At 69.1% G+C, this 20,142-nt stretch carries 19 protein-coding genes and 1 pseudogene; 9 read left to right on the forward strand and 11 right to left on the reverse strand.

The features are described from left to right. Positions 1-194 precede the first annotated feature (194 nt). The 3 genes from Q0C38_RS12285 to Q0C38_RS12295 are packed head-to-tail and all read right to left on the reverse strand — an operon-like array spanning position 195 to position 2,640. The gene (locus Q0C38_RS12285; RefSeq protein WP_291297389.1) at positions 195-1,031 is read right to left on the reverse strand and encodes a hypothetical protein; all 837 of its coding nucleotides are present in this window, start codon (positions 1,029-1,031) and stop codon (positions 195-197) included. 36 nt (positions 1,032-1,067) lie between these two features. Further along, positions 1,068-1,820 (reverse strand): SDR family NAD(P)-dependent oxidoreductase, encoded by a 753-nt coding sequence (locus Q0C38_RS12290; protein WP_291297390.1) that lies wholly within the window; start codon positions 1,818-1,820, stop codon positions 1,068-1,070. A 31-nt stretch (positions 1,821-1,851) separates the two neighbouring features. Next, positions 1,852-2,640, reverse strand: a complete 789-nt coding sequence (locus tag Q0C38_RS12295) for an amino acid ABC transporter permease (RefSeq protein ID WP_291297391.1) — start codon at positions 2,638-2,640, stop codon at positions 1,852-1,854. 20 nt (positions 2,641-2,660) lie between these two features. On the opposite strand from Q0C38_RS12295, the gene Q0C38_RS12300 reads away from it, so the two are divergent. The 4 genes from Q0C38_RS12300 to Q0C38_RS12315 all read left to right on the forward strand — a co-directional run bounded on the left by Q0C38_RS12300 (position 2,661) and on the right by Q0C38_RS12315 (position 6,685). Then, complete coding sequence (locus Q0C38_RS12300; RefSeq protein WP_291297392.1) at positions 2,661-4,028, forward strand: aromatic ring-hydroxylating dioxygenase subunit alpha; 1,368 nt, start codon at positions 2,661-2,663, stop codon at positions 4,026-4,028. After that, positions 4,025-4,828 (forward strand): transporter substrate-binding domain-containing protein, encoded by an 804-nt coding sequence (locus Q0C38_RS12305; RefSeq protein WP_291297393.1) that lies wholly within the window; start codon positions 4,025-4,027, stop codon positions 4,826-4,828. The genes Q0C38_RS12300 and Q0C38_RS12305 overlap by 4 nt, the downstream gene beginning before the upstream one ends. 71 nt (positions 4,829-4,899) lie before the next feature. Beyond that, positions 4,900-6,024 (forward strand): FAD-binding oxidoreductase, encoded by a 1,125-nt coding sequence (locus Q0C38_RS12310; protein WP_291297394.1) that lies wholly within the window; start codon positions 4,900-4,902, stop codon positions 6,022-6,024. Then, positions 6,017-6,685 (forward strand): glutathione S-transferase family protein, encoded by a 669-nt coding sequence (locus tag Q0C38_RS12315; RefSeq protein WP_291297395.1) that lies wholly within the window; start codon positions 6,017-6,019, stop codon positions 6,683-6,685. The genes Q0C38_RS12310 and Q0C38_RS12315 overlap by 8 nt, the downstream gene beginning before the upstream one ends. Here Q0C38_RS12315 and Q0C38_RS12320 read toward each other — a convergent pair. From Q0C38_RS12320 to Q0C38_RS12345, 6 genes are read right to left on the reverse strand one after another with little or no spacing between them, the layout of a single operon-like run. Continuing rightward, the gene (locus tag Q0C38_RS12320) at positions 6,682-7,677 is read right to left on the reverse strand and encodes an isopenicillin N synthase family oxygenase (protein ID WP_291297396.1); all 996 of its coding nucleotides are present in this window, start codon (positions 7,675-7,677) and stop codon (positions 6,682-6,684) included. The two genes, Q0C38_RS12315 and Q0C38_RS12320, sit on opposite strands and share 4 nt — an antisense overlap. Next, on the reverse strand, positions 7,674-8,804 hold the full coding sequence (locus Q0C38_RS12325) for a histidinol-phosphate transaminase (RefSeq protein ID WP_291297397.1): 1,131 nt from the start codon (positions 8,802-8,804) through the stop codon (positions 7,674-7,676). The genes Q0C38_RS12320 and Q0C38_RS12325 overlap by 4 nt, the downstream gene beginning before the upstream one ends. Continuing rightward, complete coding sequence (locus Q0C38_RS12330; protein ID WP_291297398.1) at positions 8,801-9,439, reverse strand: hypothetical protein; 639 nt, start codon at positions 9,437-9,439, stop codon at positions 8,801-8,803. The genes Q0C38_RS12325 and Q0C38_RS12330 overlap by 4 nt, the downstream gene beginning before the upstream one ends. Before the next feature lie 42 nt (positions 9,440-9,481). Further along, positions 9,482-10,495 carry a C-terminal binding protein gene (locus tag Q0C38_RS12335; protein ID WP_291297399.1) on the reverse strand — a complete coding sequence of 338 codons (1,014 nt, stop codon included), beginning with the start codon at positions 10,493-10,495 and terminating at the stop codon, positions 9,482-9,484. Then, positions 10,492-11,112, reverse strand: a complete 621-nt coding sequence (locus Q0C38_RS12340; RefSeq protein WP_291297400.1) for a carboxymuconolactone decarboxylase family protein — start codon at positions 11,110-11,112, stop codon at positions 10,492-10,494. Before Q0C38_RS12340 ends, Q0C38_RS12335 begins: the two co-directional genes overlap by 4 nt. After that, positions 11,109-12,110: a succinylglutamate desuccinylase/aspartoacylase family protein gene (locus Q0C38_RS12345; protein WP_291297401.1), complete on the reverse strand. Its 1,002-nt coding sequence runs from the start codon at positions 12,108-12,110 to the stop codon at positions 11,109-11,111. Before Q0C38_RS12345 ends, Q0C38_RS12340 begins: the two co-directional genes overlap by 4 nt. Positions 12,111-12,195: 85 nt before the next feature. Between Q0C38_RS12345 and Q0C38_RS12350 the strand changes: the two genes are divergently transcribed. From Q0C38_RS12350 to Q0C38_RS12365, 4 genes are read left to right on the forward strand one after another with little or no spacing between them, the layout of a single operon-like run. After that, positions 12,196-12,990: an amino acid ABC transporter permease gene (locus tag Q0C38_RS12350; protein WP_291297402.1), complete on the forward strand. Its 795-nt coding sequence runs from the start codon at positions 12,196-12,198 to the stop codon at positions 12,988-12,990. Positions 12,991-13,016: 26 nt separating this feature from the next. Further along, positions 13,017-13,874 (forward strand): transporter substrate-binding domain-containing protein, encoded by an 858-nt coding sequence (locus Q0C38_RS12355; RefSeq protein ID WP_291297403.1) that lies wholly within the window; start codon positions 13,017-13,019, stop codon positions 13,872-13,874. A 17-nt stretch (positions 13,875-13,891) separates the two neighbouring features. Beyond that, positions 13,892-14,779 (forward strand): amino acid ABC transporter permease, encoded by an 888-nt coding sequence (locus Q0C38_RS12360; protein WP_291297404.1) that lies wholly within the window; start codon positions 13,892-13,894, stop codon positions 14,777-14,779. Beyond that, a complete protein-coding gene (locus tag Q0C38_RS12365; protein ID WP_291297405.1) occupies positions 14,776-16,149 on the forward strand; it encodes a formimidoylglutamate deiminase in 1,374 nt (457 codons plus the stop codon). The genes Q0C38_RS12360 and Q0C38_RS12365 overlap by 4 nt, the downstream gene beginning before the upstream one ends. Before the next feature lie 3 nt (positions 16,150-16,152). On the opposite strand, the gene Q0C38_RS12370 is transcribed toward Q0C38_RS12365, so the two are convergent. Continuing rightward, positions 16,153-17,460: a hemolysin family protein gene (locus tag Q0C38_RS12370; protein ID WP_291297406.1), complete on the reverse strand. Its 1,308-nt coding sequence runs from the start codon at positions 17,458-17,460 to the stop codon at positions 16,153-16,155. Positions 17,461-17,556: 96 nt separating this feature from the next. After that, on the reverse strand, positions 17,557-19,353 hold the full coding sequence (locus tag Q0C38_RS12375; protein WP_291297407.1) for an alpha/beta hydrolase: 1,797 nt from the start codon (positions 19,351-19,353) through the stop codon (positions 17,557-17,559). A gap of 115 nt (positions 19,354-19,468) precedes the next feature. On the opposite strand from Q0C38_RS12375, the pseudogene Q0C38_RS12380 reads away from it, so the two are divergent. After that, positions 19,469-20,142 (forward strand): annotated as a pseudogene (locus Q0C38_RS12380) (hypothetical protein); the annotation flags it as partial.

A 20,142-nucleotide genomic window follows, 5' to 3' on the forward strand; every position in this document is an offset into this window, starting at 1 on the left:
GCCATCGCCACGCGCGGACCGTGCAGCGCGACATGGCGCAGTTTCGGATGGCGCGGTTACCTGCCGGTTAAGCCAACGGCGTTGGCCGGGACAGGCGGGCGGTGACGGGCACAGGCCCACGTCGAACACGCAGGCGCGTGTCGCTTGGCAGCGATCGGGCGGCCATCCCGGACCCGGGAGGATCGGAACGGGCTCTAGCGGCTGCCGGGCCTCAGCCCTGCCGCGACCAGGGCGGCAACCAGTGCGCGCGCGCTCTGACCCACGGCACCCCCGTTCCGCCTCGCGGTGTCGTTGACGGCTGAGATGATACCCTCACGCCACGTGCTCATCCCGTCGCCGATCTCCGCGCTGTCGGCTGCCACCGTGGCAGCGGCGATGCCGCGCAGGTCGAGGGCCGGAAGGCGGCTCGTCCCTGCCCCGTCGATGCCCATGCCGGCATCGTTGTAGAGCGCGGCGAAGACCGGGTGGCTGACCGCCGTCCCGGCGCGCCCGCCAAGCACACCGCCATGCGACCCGGTGACGACCACATGGCCGGCATCCTCGGCACGGACCAGCGACGTGCTGTCGAGCGCGATGACCTGGACCGGGGGGACGGAGGCCGCGGCGATCACCTGCCGCGACTCGGCAAGCGCGGCAGGGGTGGGCGATGGCTGGAGGCCTGCAGACGCGAGCATGCCGAGGGCGTCGGCTGCGCGCATGCCGATTCGGATTCCCAACGCCTCGGCCGGTGGGTTGATGGTGGAGAGGACGCCGCGGGAGAGGCAATCGGCGCCATCGCCGATCCGGGCCGACCAGATGTCGACCGTGGCGGCCGGCACGCCGAGTGCAGCGAGGGCGCCGAGGCCCGCTACACCTGCCCGGTTCCTGCCGATGCCGGCATCGGAGAGGATGACGGCGCCGACACCTGCCTTGGCCGCGCACCAGGCGGCGTAGCGGCCGCCATGCGAGGCGGCGAGCACGACGGCCCCGCGCGCCGAGGCATCGAGTTCCGTCACGCTGTCGCGCACGATCACAGCGGCCCGGTGGTTCATGGCGTTCATCCTCCGCGCAACGATAGGCGTCCGCGCCTACGGTGCGTGATCGGGCCTGATCAAGCCGCCCGCGGTGAAGCCGCCATCGACGGGCAGGCAGGCCCCGGTCACGAAACCGGACTGATCGGGGTCGAGCAGGAAGGCGATCGTGGTCGCGATCTCCTCGGGTGCAGCATAGCGATGCAGCGGCAGGGCGGCTGTCCACATCGCACGCGGCGTCGAGGCCTGCACCGTCTCGACCAGGGGCCCTTCGACGGGGCCGGGGGCGACCGCGTTGACGCGGATCCCCGCCTCTGCCCACTCGACGGCGAGCACGCGCGTCATCTGCAGCACGGCAGCCTTCGACGCGCCATAGGCGACGCGGCCCAGATTGCCGACAAGGCCGGACACGGAGGCGATGTTCACGATTGCGCCCCCGCCGGCCGCCATCATCAGCCGTGCGGCTGCCCGGGCAGCTAGGAAGCTGCCGAGGACGTTGACATCGAGGATGCGGCGAAAATGTTCCGCCTCGGTGTCCATCGCCGGGATGTCGGCGGCGATGCCGGCGGAATTGACGAGGCCGGACGGAGCACCGAGCGTATCGGCCAGCGCAGCGACGGCGGCCGCGATTGACGCCTCGTCGGCGACATCGGCCGCGGCCGACGCGGCACCGAGCGTGGCGGCTGCCCTGCCCAGCGCACCGACGTCACGATCGATGAGGCCGATGCGCCAGCCGCGCTGCCCGAGGACGCGCGCCGTCGCGAACCCGATGCCCGATGCGCCGCCCGTGACCAGAACCACGCGCTCCACCCAACCCTCCTCCAGTGTCGGCCCGACGTTGCTAGGCTGGCTCGATGCGCCCCGGCGTCCTGCCGGCAACCGCGAGACGGCGCTCCAACCAGCGGACGCCTGCCGAGATCGCGATCACGAGGACCAGGTAGCAGACGATCAGGACGGTGTAGATCTCGAGCGGCCGGAACACCGTGACCACGAGTTCGTTCGCCTTCCGGGTCAACTCCGGCAGGCCGATCACGGAGGCGAGCGAGGACATCTTCACCACATAGACGAATTGGTTGCCGAGTGCCGGCAGGATGCGGCGGATCGCCTGGGGCAGGATGACGAAGCGCATCGTGTGCCAGCGCGACAGGCCGAGCGCCGAGGCGGCCTCGCGCTGGCCCAGTTCGACCGACTGGATGCCGGCGCGGAAGATCTCCGCCTCGAAGGCACTGTCGCAGAGCGCGATCGCGAGCACGGCGGCGGCGAACACGTCGAGCCTGATGCCGGTGACGATCGGCAGCCCATAGAAGGCCCAGAGGATCATCACCAGGATCGGCACCGCGCGGAATCCCTCGACCCAGATCCGGGCAAGGATCCGCGCGGGCCGTGACGGCGCGGCGCCGAGCAGCGCGACGATGAGACCGAGCACGATCGAGAGCAGCATCGCCGCCAGTGCGACCTGGATCGTGGCCGCGAAGCCTTCGAGGATGAAGGTCAGGTTCGACCAGCCCGCCGGCAGGCGCGGATCGACGACATGCCAGCCGAAGCTGCTGCCGCAGCCGGCCAGGAGCAGCAGCAGCGGCAGCAGGAGCCACCGTTGCGGCCTTCTGGTTCTGCGACTAGCGTCATTCACGCAGGCGACGGAGCGGGGCGATGCAGGACGAGGTAGCTGGCGCGGATCTCTCATCCCGCTATGGTGGTCGGACACGGCGCGTTGCGCCAGGGCCGGATGACGAGCTCGTTCGCGTTGGGCCCGAGACGCCCTGCGGCGAGTATCTGAGACGGTTCTGGCATCCGGTGTGCCTGTCGGCGCAGCTGCACGACGTTCCCCTGCCGGTCAGGCTCATGGGCGAGGATCTCGTGGCGTTCCGCGACGGCTCGGGCCGCGTCGGCCTGCTGCATCGCCATTGCGTGCATCGTGGTGCCTCGCTCTGCTTCGGGCGGATCGAGGCGCGCGGCATCCGCTGCTGCTACCACGGCTGGCATTTCGACATCGACGGCACCGTGCTGCAGGCAGGGTCCGAACCCTCGACGGCGCGGATCGCTGCCGCCGTCTCGCAGGGCGCGTACCCGGTGGCGGAACGGCACGGGCTCGTCTTCGCCTATCTCGGCGATCCGCGCAGCGTCCCGCCACTGCCGGTGTTCGACACCGAGGCTGAGCCCGGCGTCACCCTCCGCCCCTTCCTGCTGACGATTCCCTGCAACTGGCTGCAGGTCTACGAGAACGCCCAGGACCCAGCGCATGTGCTCTGGCTGCATGCGCGGAATGCGGGGGCGCATTTCGACGAAAGCAACAGCGCCGAGCAGGAGCTCGACTTCGTGCCGACGCCGCTCGGCATGATGAACGTGCAGACGCGGCGCTGGGGGGGCATGGTGTGGACGCGCACCGTCGAATGCATCCTGCCCAACCTGAACCAGACAGGGGCGATCTGGGAGGCAGCACGCGAGGCCAAAACCTTCCAGCGAGTCGGCCTCACGCGCTGGGTCGTGCCGGTGGATGACGAGAACAGCCTCCAGATCGGCTGGCGGCACCTCTCCGCCTCCCTCGATCCCGACGGCAAGGACAAGCCGGATGCGATCGGCCTCGGCAGCATCGATTTCGAGGGCCAGGACGACACCGCTACCTTCGAGGAGCGGCAGCGCCGGCCGGGAGACTACGATGCGCAGGTGAGCCAGCGCAGCATCGCCGTGCACGCGCTCGAAACCCTCGCGAGCACGGACCGCGGCGTAGCGATGCTGCGGCGCCTGATCCGCCGCGGTGTGAAGGCCAGCGCGGCGGGCGATGCACCCCGCGCCACATCCGCTGGACATGTCGCGACCTTCTGCCAGGACACGGTCACGCCACTGCCGCATGCCGGGGCGGAGGACCGCGCGCTGCTGCGTGCCCACGGTGCCGCCGTGGCACGCGCCGTGCTAGAGACTGCCGCGCACACACCGGAACAGCGGCGCGCGACGATCGCCGCCGCTGCCAACGCCCTTGCCTCACATCCGACGGCACGATCAGAGGAGACCGCCTCGTGAACCGACGCTCAGTTCCCGCCGTTGCCGCGGCCATCGCAGGCGGCCTCGCGCTTGCCTCCACCGCGCGTGCCCAGGGCGCGGGCGCAAGCCGCCTACAAGCTGTGCAGCAGGCAGGCGTCATCCGCTTCGGCACGACCGGTGACTTCAACCCGATGAGCTTCCGCGACGCCGCGAGCCGCGAACTCCGCGGCCACCAGATCGACGCCGCGCGCCAGCTCGCCACCGACATGAACCTCCGTGCCGAGTTCGTGCCGACCGACTGGCGCACCCTGATCAACGGGCTCCAGGCGAACCAGTACGACGCCGTGTTCACCGGCACATCGATGAGCGTCGCGCGCGCCATGGCGGCCTCGTTCACCACGCCCTGGGGCCGCAATGCTTTCGTGCCGCTGGTGGCACGCGCCAACGTCGCCAGGTTCCGCGACTGGGACGCGCTGAACCAGCGCGGCGTCACGATCGGCACCAATCTGGGCACGACCATGGAGCAGTTCGTGCAGCAATCGCTGCCGAGCGCGACGCTGCGGCGGGTGGAAAGCCCTGCGCGCGACTGGCAGGAGCTGCTCGCCGGCCGCGTCGACGCGACGATGTCCTCGCTGATCGAGGCGGCATTCCTGACGAAGGAATACCCGCAGATCGTCTCGATCCTCGCCGACAAGCCGCGCAACCCGATCCCGATGGCGTTCATGGTCGCCGCCGGCGATCCCGCGTGGCTCACCTTCCTCAACGCCTGGACCACGATCCGCCTGGCCAGCGGCTTCTTCGACGAGATCAACACGCGCTGGGGGCTCGTGCAGGCCTGACGCCGAGCGCCACCACCGACGCTGCCCTCGCCTCGCGCAGGCCTTCGCAGGGCAGCGCGGGGCGCGCCACCGTGATCGGCGGTGGCATCGCGGGGCTCACGTCAGCCTGGGCGCTGGCGCGGGCAGGTTTCGAGGTGTCGGTGCTCGACACGCACGCGCTGCCGAACCCGCATGGCAGCTCGGCCGATGATGGGCGCATCATCCGCCACGTCTATGGAACGATGGAGGGCTACGCGGCGTTGATGCCGGCAGCCCACCTGGCGTGGGCGCGGCTGTTCGCCGCAACCGGGCATGACCGGCTGCTGCCGGTGCGTGCCCTCTACGTGCTGCGCGAGGAAGGGCCATGGCAGGCAACGGCACAGCGCGCCCTCGACGCAGCGGGACTGCGCCTGGCGCTGCTCGACGACAGCGCCATCGCCGCGTTGCCGATGCTGAACCGTGACGGCGTGCTGCGCGTCGCCGAGGTCGAGGGGTCGGGCATCCTCCAGGCGCGCGCGATCCTCGATGATCTTCTCGCGCTCCTGCGCAGGTCGGGCGTGCAGCTCCGCGAGGGGGTGGAGGTCGCGGGTATCGATCCCGCGAAGGGCATCGTCACCCTCTGCGGCGGGGAGACGATCGGCGCCGATGCGCTCGTCATCGCCGCGGGGACGGGTGTGACGTCGCTGCTGCCGGGTCTTGCGCGCGACTGGGGTCTGCGCGCATCGGTGCAGACGCTCGCCTACCTCGACCCGCCCCCGCATCTCGCGGCTGCATGGCAGGCAGGGCCGATGCTGCTCAACAGGCTCTCCGGTCACCCGACCGGCGGCGTCTACGTGCTGCCGCCGCGGCAGGGGGCGCGGCTCAAGATCGGCGACTACGACACGACGGCCGAGGCCGACATGGGCGCCGATCATGCGACGCTCCGCGCCGACAGGGTCGCGGCATTGCTCGATGCCGGGGCGCGGGCGATCGCGGATTTCGGTGCCTACCGCATCGCCGCGGTCAGGCACTGCCACTACACGATGGCGCATGAGGACCGCTTCGTCGTGCGCCGGGTGGGGGAGCGGGGCTGGGTCGTCTCCGCCTGTTCCGGCCATGGCTTCAAGCTCGCGCCGTTGATTGCGCTCGGCCTTGCCGCGGCCATCGAGGGGCAGGTCGAAGGTGCAGCGCTGGCGCACTGGGCGGCCGGGCGGGAGGGAGAGCGCGTGCATGGCTGAACCGGTGCTCTACAGCAACGATGTCTCCGGCTATTGCTGCAAGGTGCGCATCGTTCTCGCGCACAAGTCGATCGCCTGCGAGGAGCGCATGCCACCCGATGGCTACGGCAGCGCCGCGTATCGCGCCATCGTGCCGACGGGCACGATCCCTGCCCTGGTGATCGGCGACCTGGTGCTGAGCGAGAGCGAGGCGATCGTCGAGTATCTCGACGAGGCTTGGCCCGCGCCGGCGATGCTGCCGGGCGATGCGGCATCACGCGCGCGGCTGCGCCAGCTTTCGCGGTTCCATGACAGCAGGCTCGAGCCGCCGCTGCGCGCGCTGTTCGGCCAGGTTGCGCCGTCGTCGCGGGATGGCAGCATCGTCGGCGCGAACCTCGCGCTGTTCGAAGCAAGGCTGGCAGAGCTCGCCCGCATCGCCGCGCCCGCCCCGCTGCTTGGCGGGGCCATGCTCACGCTGGCTGATTGCGGCTATCCGGCAACCTTCATGCTCGGCAGAGGCATGGCGGCGGCCTTCGGCCACACCCTCGCGATGCCATCCGTGATCGAGGGCTTCGAGGCAGCGCTTGCGGCGCATCCCTCGGTCGCCCCTGCCCTCGCGCGGTGTCGTGCCGCGACGGAAGCCTGGTTCGCGGCGAAACTGGGCACGCCGCTGGCATTCTAGCTCGCCGGCTGGGGGTCCTTGCGGTAGGCGAAGCTGCGGGCGAAGCGGCCGAGGATATGAGCCCCACACGTCGTCGGCTCATAGGCCGGCGCCGCACCCGGAGCGACGCAGCTCGGCAGCACGGCAACCTCGGTGTCCGGGTGCGGATCGTAGAACACGGCGATCGACTGACGCTCGCGCCCGCTGCTGTTCACCACGCGATGCGGTGTCGAGACGAAGAGGTCATTCGTCCAGCGCGCCATCAGGTCACCGATGTTGATGACATAGGTTCCCGGGATGGGTGGGGCTGCGATCCACTCCCCTGCCCGGTTCTGGACCTGGAGCCCGCCCGTATCGTCCTGCGCAAGGATGGTGATGCAGCCGTAATCCGAATGCGCCGAGACACCGAACTGGCTCTCGCCGAGCTCGGGCGGCTGCGGCGGATACCAGATGGCACTGCCGCGGGCGAGCGGCTTGCGATATGCGGCCGCAAAATGATCCGGTGGCAGATCGAGTGCCGCGGCAAAGCCGCGCAGCAGGCGCTGGCCGCAGGCAAGCACGGCGGCGTAGTACGCATCCATTGCCACGCGGAAGGATGGGATGGACGGCGGCCAGATGTTCGGGCCCATCAGCGGCTTGCCGGCCAGCACATCCTCGTCGGTCGTCGGCAGGTCGAGGCCGAAGATGAAGCTTTCCTTCAGATCGGGCCGCTTTGCGCCGTCCATCACCGCGCCACCTGGTGCGAGCCAGCCTCGGTGCAGCGCGTTGACCCGCGCTGTCTCCTTCACCGCGCCCGGGCTGCGGAAGAAGCCGCGCGCCTCGCTGAAGGCTTCGTCAATCACCGGCTGCGGCACGCCGTGGTTGGCGATGTAGAAGAAGCCGACCTCCGTCGCCGCCCGCCTGATCGCAGCCCCGATCGCCGCAAGACCCGCCTCGCCCTGCATCGACAGGCCGGCGAGGTCGATCACCGGGATCTCGCCGAAATCGACGGACCGGGCCGTTGCATAGCTCATGCGAGGGTCTCCTCAGCGGTACGGGCGTTGGCCGCGAGCGCTGCGGCAAGGGTTTCGAGGGCGAGCGCGTTCTCCGCCGCCGTGCCGACGGAGATGCGCAGCGCCGTGTCATAGCCCGCAGGCTCGCGGAAGCCGCGGGCGAGAACGCCGCGCGCGGCCATCGCCGCGATCACCGGCTCTGCGGGGCGGCCGATATCGGCCGAAACGAAATTCGCGAAGGACGGCCAGGGGGAGAAGCCGAGGTTGCGGAGGCCTGCGGCGAGCTGGGCCCGCCCAGCCGCCGTACCATCGATGATGGTGGCCAGATGCACTGCGTCATCGAGGGAAGCGTGCGCCATCGCGACCGACATGGCGGAGACCTCGAAGATCGGGCGCACCGAACCGATCGCCTCGACGATGTCCTCGCCCGAGCACACGCCGTAGCCGAGCCGCGCGCCGGCGAGCGCGAACGCCTTGGAGAAGGTGCGCGAGACGATCCAGGGGCCATTGCGGTGCGCGGCCAGGACGGCCACCGCATCCGGCCCGCCGGCAGCGCGGCCGAACTCGGCATAGGCTTCGTCGACGCAGAGCAGGACGGTGTCGGGAACGCCCGTTGCAAGAGCCGCGAGTGCTGCCTCGTCGAGCATGCCACCGGTGTTGCCGTTCGGCGTGCAGGCGAAAACAAGGCCCGTATCTGGGGTGATCGCTGCCAGCATCGCGGCAACGTCGTTCGCACCGTCCGGCCCGACCTCAACAGGAATCGCGCGTGCACCGGCAATTGCCGTCGAGAGCCGGTAGCGCGGGAAGGACGGTCGCGGGAACACGCAGGATCGCTCCGGGTCGAGTGCGATCATGCAGGCGTAGTGGAGGATGAGGTCGGACCCGGCGGCCAGGATGATCCGGCCAGGATCGACGCCGGAACGGGCAGCGAGCGCTGCGACGAGCGGCCCACCCTCGCCAGGCGGATAGCGGTTCACGCCCGCCGCCGCCTCGGCTGCCGCGGCGATCGCGCGCGGGCTCGGCCCCCAGGGGCTTTCGTTGAGGTGAAGCCGCGCGCGTGGTGCGACGCCGGATGGCGCGCCGCCGGCCCGCATCGGTGGGGCGAGGCCCGCAAGCCGCTTTGACCGCCAGGACATCGGAATGCTCATGGTGTGATCACCGGCCCTTGGAAGCGCCTGCCGGGAGGCTTGGCGAACAGCCGCCTGACCATCGGCGCGAAGGCCTCGATGGGCAGGGTCGGATAGTGCGGGTCGATCGCGTTCTGGTCGAACCGCGCAACGAAATCGGCGGCGTCGGCGAAGAAGGGGTGCCCGTCGAACCGCTCACGCTCGTGGCTGTCGAAATGCGGGTGGTCATGCGCATGGTGGGTCTGGAACACCTGGTGCATCTCGAGCACCCAGCGGTTGCGCTCGGAGATGTAGGGGCGCAGGAGGGCTGCGGCGAACTCGCCATGGCTCGGACCCGCCATGGTGAAGCCGATATCGTGCAGCAGTGCCACGACGACGAACTCCTCGTCTGCGCCCGACTGCATCGCCATCGTCGCCGCCTGGAGCCCGTGCGCATACATCGACAGCGCGTAGCCGAAGCTCGCATCGCCGCGTGCCGCCTCGAACAGGCCGAGCACGAGCTCTGCCTGGCGCCCCTGCATGTACGCCTTGCGCTGCGCCTCGATCAGCCGCCACTCGGCGCCGGTCAGCGCGTCGAGCTCCGGCTTCTCGATCAAGGTGAAGTCGGGGCGCCACAGGGGTGGGCGACCAGGTGGTTCTGCCGGGAAGCCATCCATTCTGCGATCCTTCGCCAATCAAGGCCTCCCGCGCATCATCGGCTAGAGCGCATCCGGAGGGTAGACGTTGCGGAGTTTTCCTTCGCGGAGATAGAGCGCCGCGGTCTCGGCCGCCTTCCGCCGCATGTCGGCCTGCGCCTCGGGCGAGTGGAATGCGGCGTGCGGCGTGATGATCAACCTGCCGGCGACCGCAGGGTTCCCCGCGATCCAGGCGGCGATCAGTGGATGCGCCGGGTCTGGCGGTTCCTCCGCCAGCACGTCGAGCCCTGCTGCCTGCACGTGACCGGCGGCGAGCGCAGCGGCAAGTGCATCAAGGTCAAGAATACCGCCGCGTGCGGTGTTGACGACGACGGCACCTGGCGCGAGCCGGGCAAGTGACGCGGCATCGATCAGGCCCTTCGTTCGCCGCGTCAACGGCGCGTGGATGGTGAGGATGTCGGCACCATCGAGCGCCTCTGCGAGCGTCTCGGCGCGCCTGAGGCCGAGCGCGCGGTCGACACCCTGGGGCAGGTAGGGGTCGTGGAACACGACATCGACGCCGAAGGCCTTGAGCCTGAGCGCGACCGCGGTGCCGATGCGCCCCAGCCCGACGATCGCCGCACGCTGCGCGCCCATCCGCCGCAGTCCGCCCGCCGTCTCCCATCCCCAGTTGCGTCGAAGGTCGGCCCGCAGCGCGCCGTCATAGGCAACGAGGCCTCGGCGGAGTGCGAGGATCATCGACACGGCGTGATCGGCCACCTCGGTCGTGCCGTAATCGGGCGTGTTGCAGAGCGGGATGCCGCGAGAGGCGAGCGCGATCCGGTCCACCCGGTCAACGCCGACGCCATAGCGCACCACGATGCGGCACTGCTCGAGCAGGGCGATCCGCGCTGCATCAAGTCGGAACCGGAACAGCATGACCGCATCGGCCGAACGCCACCGCTCCTCGGCGATCTCATCCGGCGTTTCGACCCGGGCATAGTCGAGCACGGCATCGGGCCCGAAGATCGCCCGCTCGACGCCGTCCCCCTCCTCCGGGAAGGGAAAGCCCGGGAACAGGATCCGCGGAGCGGTCATGCATGCTCCCAGTCATCGAGCGTCTTGGTGTTCGGGGGCGAGAGGCCGAGCACGTCGCCGGCCGTGGTCACACCAAGGCCGTTGAGCAGGCGGTTGGAGTAGTTGAAATAGGCAGAGACCTGGTTGGCCTCGAGGATCTCGCCATCCTCCGCCCCGGCGGAGCGGAGCGTGGCGATGTCGGCTGCCTCCATCGCCTGCGGCGTGAGCGTGAGTTTGCGCACGTAACGCAGCAGCGCGAGTTCCTTGCCCGCGAACGCATCCTCGGGCCGTGCGGCGGAGAGCGCAGCAAAAATCACCCGCCCACGCTCCTCGCCCACCAGCCGACAGAGGCCGGCGTAATGATGCGCGACCGAATAGTCGCACGCATTGGCAAGGCTCGTGTACACGCCGAGCGCCTCGAGGAACCAGACAGGCGTGACGTTGTCGGCGTGGTGCAACACCGACTTGTAGAGGGCGCTGTGCCCCTCCATCGTGTGCGGGCGAAGCGAGTGCGCGCGCATCACGTTGTCGACGCGATCGTCAGGCCCCTTCACGCGATCATACAGCATGCGGAGGTAGCCGGTGCTCTCACCGTAGGGCACGAGCCTGATCCAGGCTGGGTTCGTTGCGTCGGTCACAGATCCTCCTCGACATCCTCGGCAATCAGGGCGGCATGGTCGCCAGGTTCGACACGACCGCGCGCGGCGACCGCGAGAACGGCTCCCCCCACCACGGCGCGCAGCGTCACGGGTGGGCGGGCGGGTTCACGCCAGTGATGCAGAACAGCGACCGCATCGCCAGGGGCGACGCTGTCGCACGGCGAGACCATCGGCTCCAGCACACCATCGGCGGGCACGACGACGGCGGCGCGCGGCCCTGCGACGGCCACGATGCGCTGCGGCGCCCCCGGGCCGCGGGGGCCATCGAGAACGCCGGCATGGACGAGCAGGTTCATCACGGCGGCGCGGCCGCGTGCGAGGGACTGGCGATCCGCCCGGCCACCACCGCCGAGTTCCATCGCCACCATCGGCACGGATGCAGCGGCGGCAGCGCTGTTGAGGCTGTGGCCCGTCGAAGTGCCGCCGAGGATCTGGATCAGCGGCAAGCCTGTCACCCGCGCCGCAGCGAGGTTGGCTGCGAACAGCGCCCGATCATCGGTGCGCGTGGCCAGCGCGGCATCGGCGTAGATCGCGGTCGATCCGCCGGAGTGAAGGTCGGCCGCGAGCGCACATGATGGCAGCAGCGCCTCGACGATCGTGGCGACCGCGCGCGTCGGCCCCGCAGGCAGGCCGCCGAGGAACGCCCGGTTCAGGTTGCCGCCATCGAGCGGCGAGACGCGCGCCGAGGCCGCGACCGCGGGGCGGTTCAGCGCCGGCAGGATGATGATCCGCCCGCGCAGCGATGCGGGATCGAGCCGGTGCAGAAGGTCGAGCAGGATCGCCTGGCCTTCATACTCGTCGCCGTGGTTTCCGGCAGCGAGCAGCACCGTCGGCCCCTCACCACCCGCGAGCACGCCGACGGGGACGGGAACGTGGCCGAAGGCATGCCGATCATCGGAGTGGACGAGCCTGAACGCGCCGATGCTCCGACCGCGCGCTGCAAGATCGATATCGCAAAAGACCGTACCCCCGTTCACGACGTGATCATTGACTTGCCTCGACCCGACGGCAACAGTTTGTTGCAACGCAACGAACGCGCCAAGGCGCTGGAGCTTCCTGTTGATGGGGCGTGCCCTCACGATGCTGCGCACCCCCACGGGCGAGGCGCTTCGCCTGGTCGTTCTCGCCGGCGGCATGCTCTGGCTCATCGTCAATGGAGCGACGAGCTTCGGCTACAACTGGCAGTGGCACCGCGTGCCGCGCTACCTCGGCCAGAGCTTCGAGGGAGCGTTCTTTGCCGGCCCGCTGCTGAAGGGCCTCGCCGTCACGATCGAAATCTCTGCCGTTGCGTTGGTCCTCTCGTTCCTGTTCGGGCTGATCGCGGCGCTGGCGCGCCTGCGCGGGACGACGGTGGGCCAGGCCGTGGCGCGCGGCTATCTCGAGCTGATCCGCAATACGCCGCTGCTGATCCAGATCTACCTGTTCTATTTCGTGCTCGCCCCCATCGTCGGCATGTCGCGGTGGTGGGTCGCGGTACTCGCGCTTGCCCTGTTCGAGGGCGCCTCGATGAGCGAGGCGATGCGCGGGGCGGTGCTGGCGGTGCCGCGCGGGCATTGGGAAAGCGCTGCCGCGCTGGGCCTGAGCGAGGGCAGGTGCTACCGCTTCGTGGTGCTGCCGCAGGCCTTGCGCATCGCCCTTCCCGCACTCGCCGGCCGCGCCGTGTCGCTCGTGAAGGCCTCTGCCATCGTCAGCGTGATCGCGGTATTCGACCTGACCACCGAAGGCCGCAACATCATCAGCGACACGTTCATGACCTTCGAGATCTGGCTCACCGTTGCCGTGCTCTACCTGCTCATCACCACGCCGCTGTCACTTGGCGCCCAGGCACTTGAGCGCCGGCTCGGCACACCGACATGACGGAACGACACCATGGGAGAACGAACATGAACAGACGCGACATTCTCAACGGCCCCGTCCTTGGCGCCGCGGCTGGAGGCACCCTGCTCGCGGGAGGCATCGTCCCGAGTGCGCGCGCGCAGGGCGATGTGCGGGCGACGCTCGCGGGGGGAAGCCTGATCGAGGAGATCAAGCGGCGCGGCACGCTCCGCGTCGGGCTGTCGACCTTCGTGCCGTGGGCGATGCGCAACCGCGCGGGCGAACTCGTCGGCTTCGAGGTCGATGTCGCGACCAGGCTTGCCGCCGACATGAGCGCCAGGCTCGAGCTCGTACCGACGGCGTGGGATGGCATCATCCCTGCCCTGCTCGCCGGGCGGTTCGACGCGATCATCGGCGGGATGAGCGTCACCATCCCGCGGAACCTGACCGTCAACTTCAGCGATCCCTACCACAACACCGGCATCGGCATTTTCGCGAACAAGCGACTCGCGGACGGGTGGACGACGCTCGATCGCTTCAACAGGCCCGACGTGACGATCGTCGCCCGCCGCGGCACGCCCGCGGCGAACAGCGCCGCGCAGCGCATCCCGCGCGCCACACTGCGCCAGTTCGACGAGGAGGCACCGGCACTGCAGGAGGTCGTCAACGGCAGGGCGCATGCCATGGTCGGCTCGATCCCGCTGCCGGCGCACAGCGTGAAGCGCTATCCGGACGTGCTGTTCCGGCCGTTCGACGAGCCCTACCAGCGGGCGATCTCGGCCTTCGCCGTGCGCAAGAGCGATGTCGACGCGCTGAACCTCTTCAACAACTGGATCAGGCTGCGCACGATCACCGACACGTTCCTCGCCGATCGTGCCGCCTTCTGGTTCGACGGGCTCGACTGGGAGGATCAGATCCAGCGCTGAGCCGGGTCGGGCCCGGAATGGAGCTGTGGGGGCGCCGCAGGGGCGCACCGCTCGCCGATGCGGCAATCCTGCTGCTGATCGCGGGCGGTGTCGCCTACGTCGCATGGGCGGCAGCGACAACGCTCCGATACAACTGGAACTGGTCGCTCATTCCGGGCTTCCTGCTGCGGATCGACGAAGCCCGCGGGCTCGTACCGAACCTGCTCCTGCTGGGCGTGTTCAACACGCTCAGGCTCGCCTTCTGGGGCATGGTGGGTGCTGCGCCGATCGGACTCGTCGTGGCGCTCATGCGGCTGTCGAATGACAGGTTCCTCAGGCTCGCTGGGGGAACCTATGTCGAGCTCGTGCGGAACACGCCTGCCCTGGTGCTTCTGTTCATCCTCTACTTCTTCGTCTCGGCCCAGATCACCCCCCTGCTTGGCCTGGACAACGCAACCGCAACCATGGGCCCGGTGACACGGATGATCGTCACGATCATCGCGAGCCCGCCGCAACTCCTGGTGGGTTTCGTCTCGGGCGCGATCTGCCTTGCGTTGTTCGAGGGCGCGTTCATCGCCGAGATCCTTCGCGCCGGCATCCTCTCGGTCGAGCGCGGGCAGTGGGAGGCGGGCGGCAGCCTTGGCCTCTCGCGTCTGCAGGTGCTCCGGCTGATCGTCGTGCCGCAGGCGATCTCGCGCAGCCTGCCGCCCCTCGGCACCCAGTTCATCGCGCTGGTCAAGGAAAGTGCCATCGTTTCGATCGTCTCGATCCAGGACCTGACATTCATGGCCAACGAGGTGGCGGTGAGCACGGGCCGCGTGTTCGAGGTCTGGATTACGACATCGGGCCTCTACTTCCTCATCTGCTTCTCGCTCTCGCTGATCTTTGCACGCGCCGAGGCACGGGCACGACGGCGCGGGCGATGACCCGGCTTCACGCCCCCTCTGCCCTGCTGGCCGATGGATGGGCCACGGATGTCACCATCACGCTTGATGATGCCGGCCTGATCGCTGACGTCGTGATCGGCGCACCGCCAGGCGACGCCGCGCGCCTGGCAGGCCCGGTGCTGCCGGGCATCGCCAACCTGCACAGCCACGCCTTCCAGCGGGCGATGGCAGGGCTCACCGAACGCCGCGGCCCTTCGGGCGACGACCATTTCTGGACGTGGCGCGAGACGATGTACCGCTTCCTCGCGGTGCTGACGCCATCTGACGTCATGACCATTGCGACGCAGCTCTACATCAGCCTGCTGAAGGGCGGCTTCACGTCGGTGGCGGAGTTCCACTATCTCCAGGCCGACACGGACGGCAGACCCTATGCCGACCCTGGCGAGATGGGAGCGTCGATCATCGCCGCTGCGCGTGAGGCAGGGATCGCGCTCACCCTGCTCCCCTCGCTGTACCGGCAGGGTGGTTTCGGTGTGCCAGCGAACGAAGGCCAGCGCCGCTTCGTGCTCGACGACGAAGCGCTCGCCGGCAGCATCAACCGATTCCGCGCCGAAGCACGGCGCGACCCCCTGCTCCGCGTCGGCCTCGCGCCGCACAGCCTGCGCGCTGCGTCGCTGGACGACATCGCACGCTGGGTCGAGACGATCCGATCCGAGGACGCAACGGCACCGATCCACATCCACGCCGCCGAGCAGCCGCGCGAGGTGTCGGAGTGCCTCGCAGCGACAGGCCAGCGGCCGGTGCAGTTGATCCTCGACCGCCTGCCGGTCGACGACCGGTGGTGCCTGATCCATGCCACGCATCTCGTGCCGGAGGAGATCGCGGCACTCGCCGCGTCAGGCGCGGTCGCCGGGCTCTGCCCCACGACTGAGGGCAACCTCGGCGATGGTGTGTTTTCCCTGCCTGCCTATCTCGACGCGGCCGGCAGGTTCGGCATCGGCACGGACAGCCATGTCGGCGTCATCGCGGCGGAAGAGCTTCGGATGCTCGAGGCGAGCCAGCGCCTCGTCACGCTCCGCCGCGCGGTGGCCGCAACACCGGAACAACCCTCGTCCGGAACGTTCCTGTGGCAGAATGCTGCATCCGCCGGTGCGCTGGCGACCGGGCAGCCATCTGGCGCGATCGCCCCGGGCCGGCGCGCCGATCTCGTCGTGCTTGACGGCGCGGCCCCCATGCTCGCAGGGCGGGCGGCTGCGCTGGCTGTCGATACGCTCGTGTTCGCTGGCGGTGAGAGCCTTGTGCGCGACGTCATGGTGGCGGGGCGGTGGATCGTCAGCGACCGGCATCACCCGGGCGAAGCACGTGCCGGTGCTGCGTTCGCCGCGCTGATGCGGCGCCTGCTGGGCTGAGTCCTATACGTCCGGCACGGTCTCGGGGCTCGTGTGCACCAGCACCTTGTCGATCCGCCTACCATCCATGTCGACGATCTCGAACACATGGTCCTTCCACGTCACCTGGTCGCCCTCTGAGGGGATGCGTCCGGAAAGCGTCAGGATCAGCCCGGCGAGCGTGTTGTACTCGCCCTCGCCAGGCAGGTCGGGCAGCCCGAGGCGCGTCCGCACCTCGTCGGCAGGCAGGAGCCCATCCATCAGCCAGCTTCCATCCGGCCTCTGGCTGCAGGCCGGTGCATCATCGCCACCGCCATCGGCCACCCCTCCGACGATGGCCTGTAGCATGTCGAACGCCGTCACGACGCCCTCGAAGCTGCCGTACTCATCGACGACAAGGGCGAGCCCGAGCGGTTCGTGGCGCAGGATCTCGAGCGCGGCCAGGATGCTCATGCTGTCGGGCAGCGCCGGCGGGCGGCGCAGTGCTGCCGCAAGCCGCAACGTCTCGCCGCCCAGCACCTGGTCGAGCAGATCCTTCGCACGGACAACGCCGACGACGTTGTCGAGGCTGCCATCGCCGACGACGAAGCGTGCATGCGGCGTCGCGCGGAGTTCGGCGACGATCAGGTCAGGCGGATCGGCACGGTCGAGCCAGGCCACCTCCGTCCGCGGCGTCATCACGGCGCGCACCGAGCGGTCGGGCAGGCGCAGGACGCGCTCGATCATCCGCCGCTCCTCCTGCTCGATCACGCCGGCAGCGGCACTCTCCTGCACCAGCGCCTTCACCTCCTCCTCGGTGACGGCGTTGGCCTGCGGCGCCGTCGCGCCGAGCATCCGCAGCACGGCCCCCGAGAGGGTCTTGAGAAGCCACACGGCCGGCGTCGCGATGCGGGCGAGGACCGTGATGAGCGGTGCGAGGGTCGCTGCCAGCGCCTCGGGTCGGCGGAGCGCCAGCGTCTTCGGCACAAGTTCGCCCAGGACGATCGACGCGAGGGTGATGAGGGCGACGACGAGAGCGAAGGCGAAGGCCTCGCCATTCGGCGCGAATACAGGGATGGTGTCGAGCACCACGCCAAGCCGCGCCGCCAGCGTCGCCCCACCGAAAGCACCGGCGAGGACGCCGACGAGGGTGATCCCGACCTGGACGGTCGGCAGGAAACGCTGCGGGTCCGCGGCGAGTGCAAGTGCTGCGGCAGCGCCGCGCACGCCCTTGCGGGCCATCGCCTGGAGCCGTGCCTTGCGGGACGAGACAACGGCGAGTTCGCCCATCGCGAGCAGCCCGTTCAGCCCGATCAGCAGCACGATGATGAGAATCTCGATCCAGGTACTCATGCCTGCCCTTCCCCACCGCAAGCGGCGGGGCCGTCACGACGACGCACGAAGTGTAGCGTCCGCCCGGTCGTGAGGCGACAGTCCGCGCGCGGCGCCTCAGTTCGCCATGAGCTTCACGTAGGAGCCCGGTGCCGGCTCGATCACCTTGAGCTTGCCGCTGCCGGGCTTGCGCGCGGGTACCGTCTCCGGCGCGAGCCCGGTGGCCCAGCGATGCCAATCCGGCCACCAGCTTCCAGACAGCTCCGTCGCGCCTGCAAACCAGTCATCAGGCGACGCCGGCAGCTCGGTGTTGACCCAGTGGCTGTACTTGCCGGCCTCGGGGGGATTGACCACGCCTGCGATATGGCCCGATGCGGCGAGCACGAAGCGTGTCGGCCCCTTGTAGACCTGGGTTCCGCGATAGGTGCTCTTCCACGGCGCGATGTGATCCTCGCGCGTGGAGAGGAGATACACGGGGATGTTGATTTTCCGGAGGTCGATCTTCACGCCGGCAAGTTCGATGCCGTTGGGCTCGATGAGCTTGTTCTGCTGGTACATCTGGCGAAGGTAGAAGCTGTGCATGCGCGCGGGCATGCGCGTGCTGTCGCCGTTCCAGTAGAGCAGGTCGAACGGGAACGGCTCCTGGCCGAGCAGGTAGTTGTTCACCACGAACGACCAGATGAGGTCATTGGCGCGCAGCATGTTGAACGTCACGGCCATCTCGTGGCCTTCGTGGAAGCCGCGCTTCTCCATCTTCTCTTCCATGGCCTTGATCTGCTCCTCGTCGATGAAGACGGAGAGTTCGCCAGCCTCGGCGAAGTCGACCATGGTTGTGAGGAACGTCGCGCTCTTGATGCGGGTATCCTTCCTCGCGGCCATGTAGGCGAGCGTGCAGGCCGTCAGGGTGCCGCCGATGCAATAGCCGATGGCATTGATCTCACGCTCCCCGGTTGCCTTCTCGATGGCATCGAGTGCCGCGATCGGTCCGTCGAGCATGTAGTCCTCGAAGCTCTTCTCGGCGAGCTTCTCATCGGGGTTGACCCATGAGATCACATAGACGGTGTGACCTTGCGACACGGCCCAGCGGATGAAGCTGTTCTTCGCGCGAAGGTCGAGGATGTAGTACTTGTTGATCCAGGGCGGCGTGATGAGCAGTGGCCGCTTCAGCACTGTTTCCGTGGTCGGCGTGAACTGCAGGAGCTGCATCAAGTCGTTCTGGAACACGACAGCGCCCGGCGTTGTCGCGATGTTCTCGCCGACCTTGAACGCCTCGAAATCCGTCATGCGGATCTGCAGGTTGCCCTTCCCGCGCTCGAGGTCGGACAGCAGGTTGTTCAGGCCCCTGACGAGGTTCTCGCCACCTGTCTCGACGGTGCGGCGCAGCACCTCGGGGTTGGTCATGAGGAAGTTGGAGGGCGCCATCGCGTCGACGAATTGCCGCGTATAGAAGTCGACCTTCTGCGCAGTGCGGTCGTCGAGGCCTTCGACGTCCTTGACGACATTCTGTATCCACCGTGCAGAGAGCAAATAGCTCTGCTTGATGAAGTCGAAGACTTCGTTCTCCTGCCAGTCCTCGTGCTTGAAGCGGCGATCGCCGACAGCAGGTGCAGCGACGGGATCAGGGGTTTCGCCCATCATTCGCCGGGCAGTATTCTGCCAGAGCAGCATATAGTCCTGCCAGAAGCCCAGCTGTGCCTGGACGAGCTTGGCCGGATTGGCCATCATCTTTGCCGTCATTTCCAGGAAGGCGCCGCCGATGTTCATCGGGTCGAGGCCGGGCATCCCGTCATCGCCCTGGCGGCGCAGGAACTCCATCACGATCCGCTGGCTGCGGCTTGCGATGTCGGCCATGTTTCGGCTCATCATCGCTGGGTCTGGCATCTTGAAGGCCTGACCGGCCTTGTCGTCGGCCATGGAAGACACCCTCTCTGGAAACGGAACCGCGCATGATGCGGCGCAGCACGCGATGATGGTCAACCTGTTGGGTGGCGACCCTAGTGTGCGGCGAGGGGTCGATCAAGCGAGGGGCTTGCGGTTCGGGGCCGCTCTTCTGCTGGCAGCCGTTGCCGTCGGCGCATGCAGCAGGGCCGACCCGATCGAGCGGGCGCGCATCGCGGCCGGGCGTGCGCCGACGTCGACGCTGCCCGCCGTTCCCGGAGAAGGCGCCCCATACCCCAACCTTGGTTCCGTCCCTGCCCGCCCAGCGACGACGCCGCCGGAAGCGCGCCAGGCCCTCGCCGAGTCGCTGGTCGCCGACCGTGCCAATGCCCGCTATGTCGGGCAGCCTGTCGTCCCGACCGTCGCTCGCGCGGCCCCTTCCCCCGCCCAGCCGCAGCCTGCGGCGAACGCCGCGAGCGAGATGGGGCCCCAGGGCGGCATGGTCTTCGGTGCCGAGGAACAGCAGCCACCGCCCCCCGGCGCCGTCGCACCGCCGCCGATCGCCGGCGCCCCGTCCCGCGCCCCAGAGCCGGTGGCAGCGCCGGACCAGCCCCCGTCATCCGTCCCGGAATCAACGCGCGCCCTGCCGCAGCCATCGGCCATCACCGCCGAGCCGCTCAGCCCGCCGCCGCCCGCCATGCCCGACGAACTCTCCACCCAGGCGCGCGCGGCTGCCCTCGGCGTGGCGGGGGCGGCGGGCCGGGAACCGGCGCGGCCGGAGCCGCCAGCCGAGGCACCGACACGCACCGGCGTCCCCATCGCCCC

The sequence above is a fragment of the Elioraea sp. genome (genome assembly GCF_022842375.1).
Lineage (GTDB): Bacteria > Pseudomonadota > Alphaproteobacteria > Acetobacterales > Acetobacteraceae > Elioraea_A.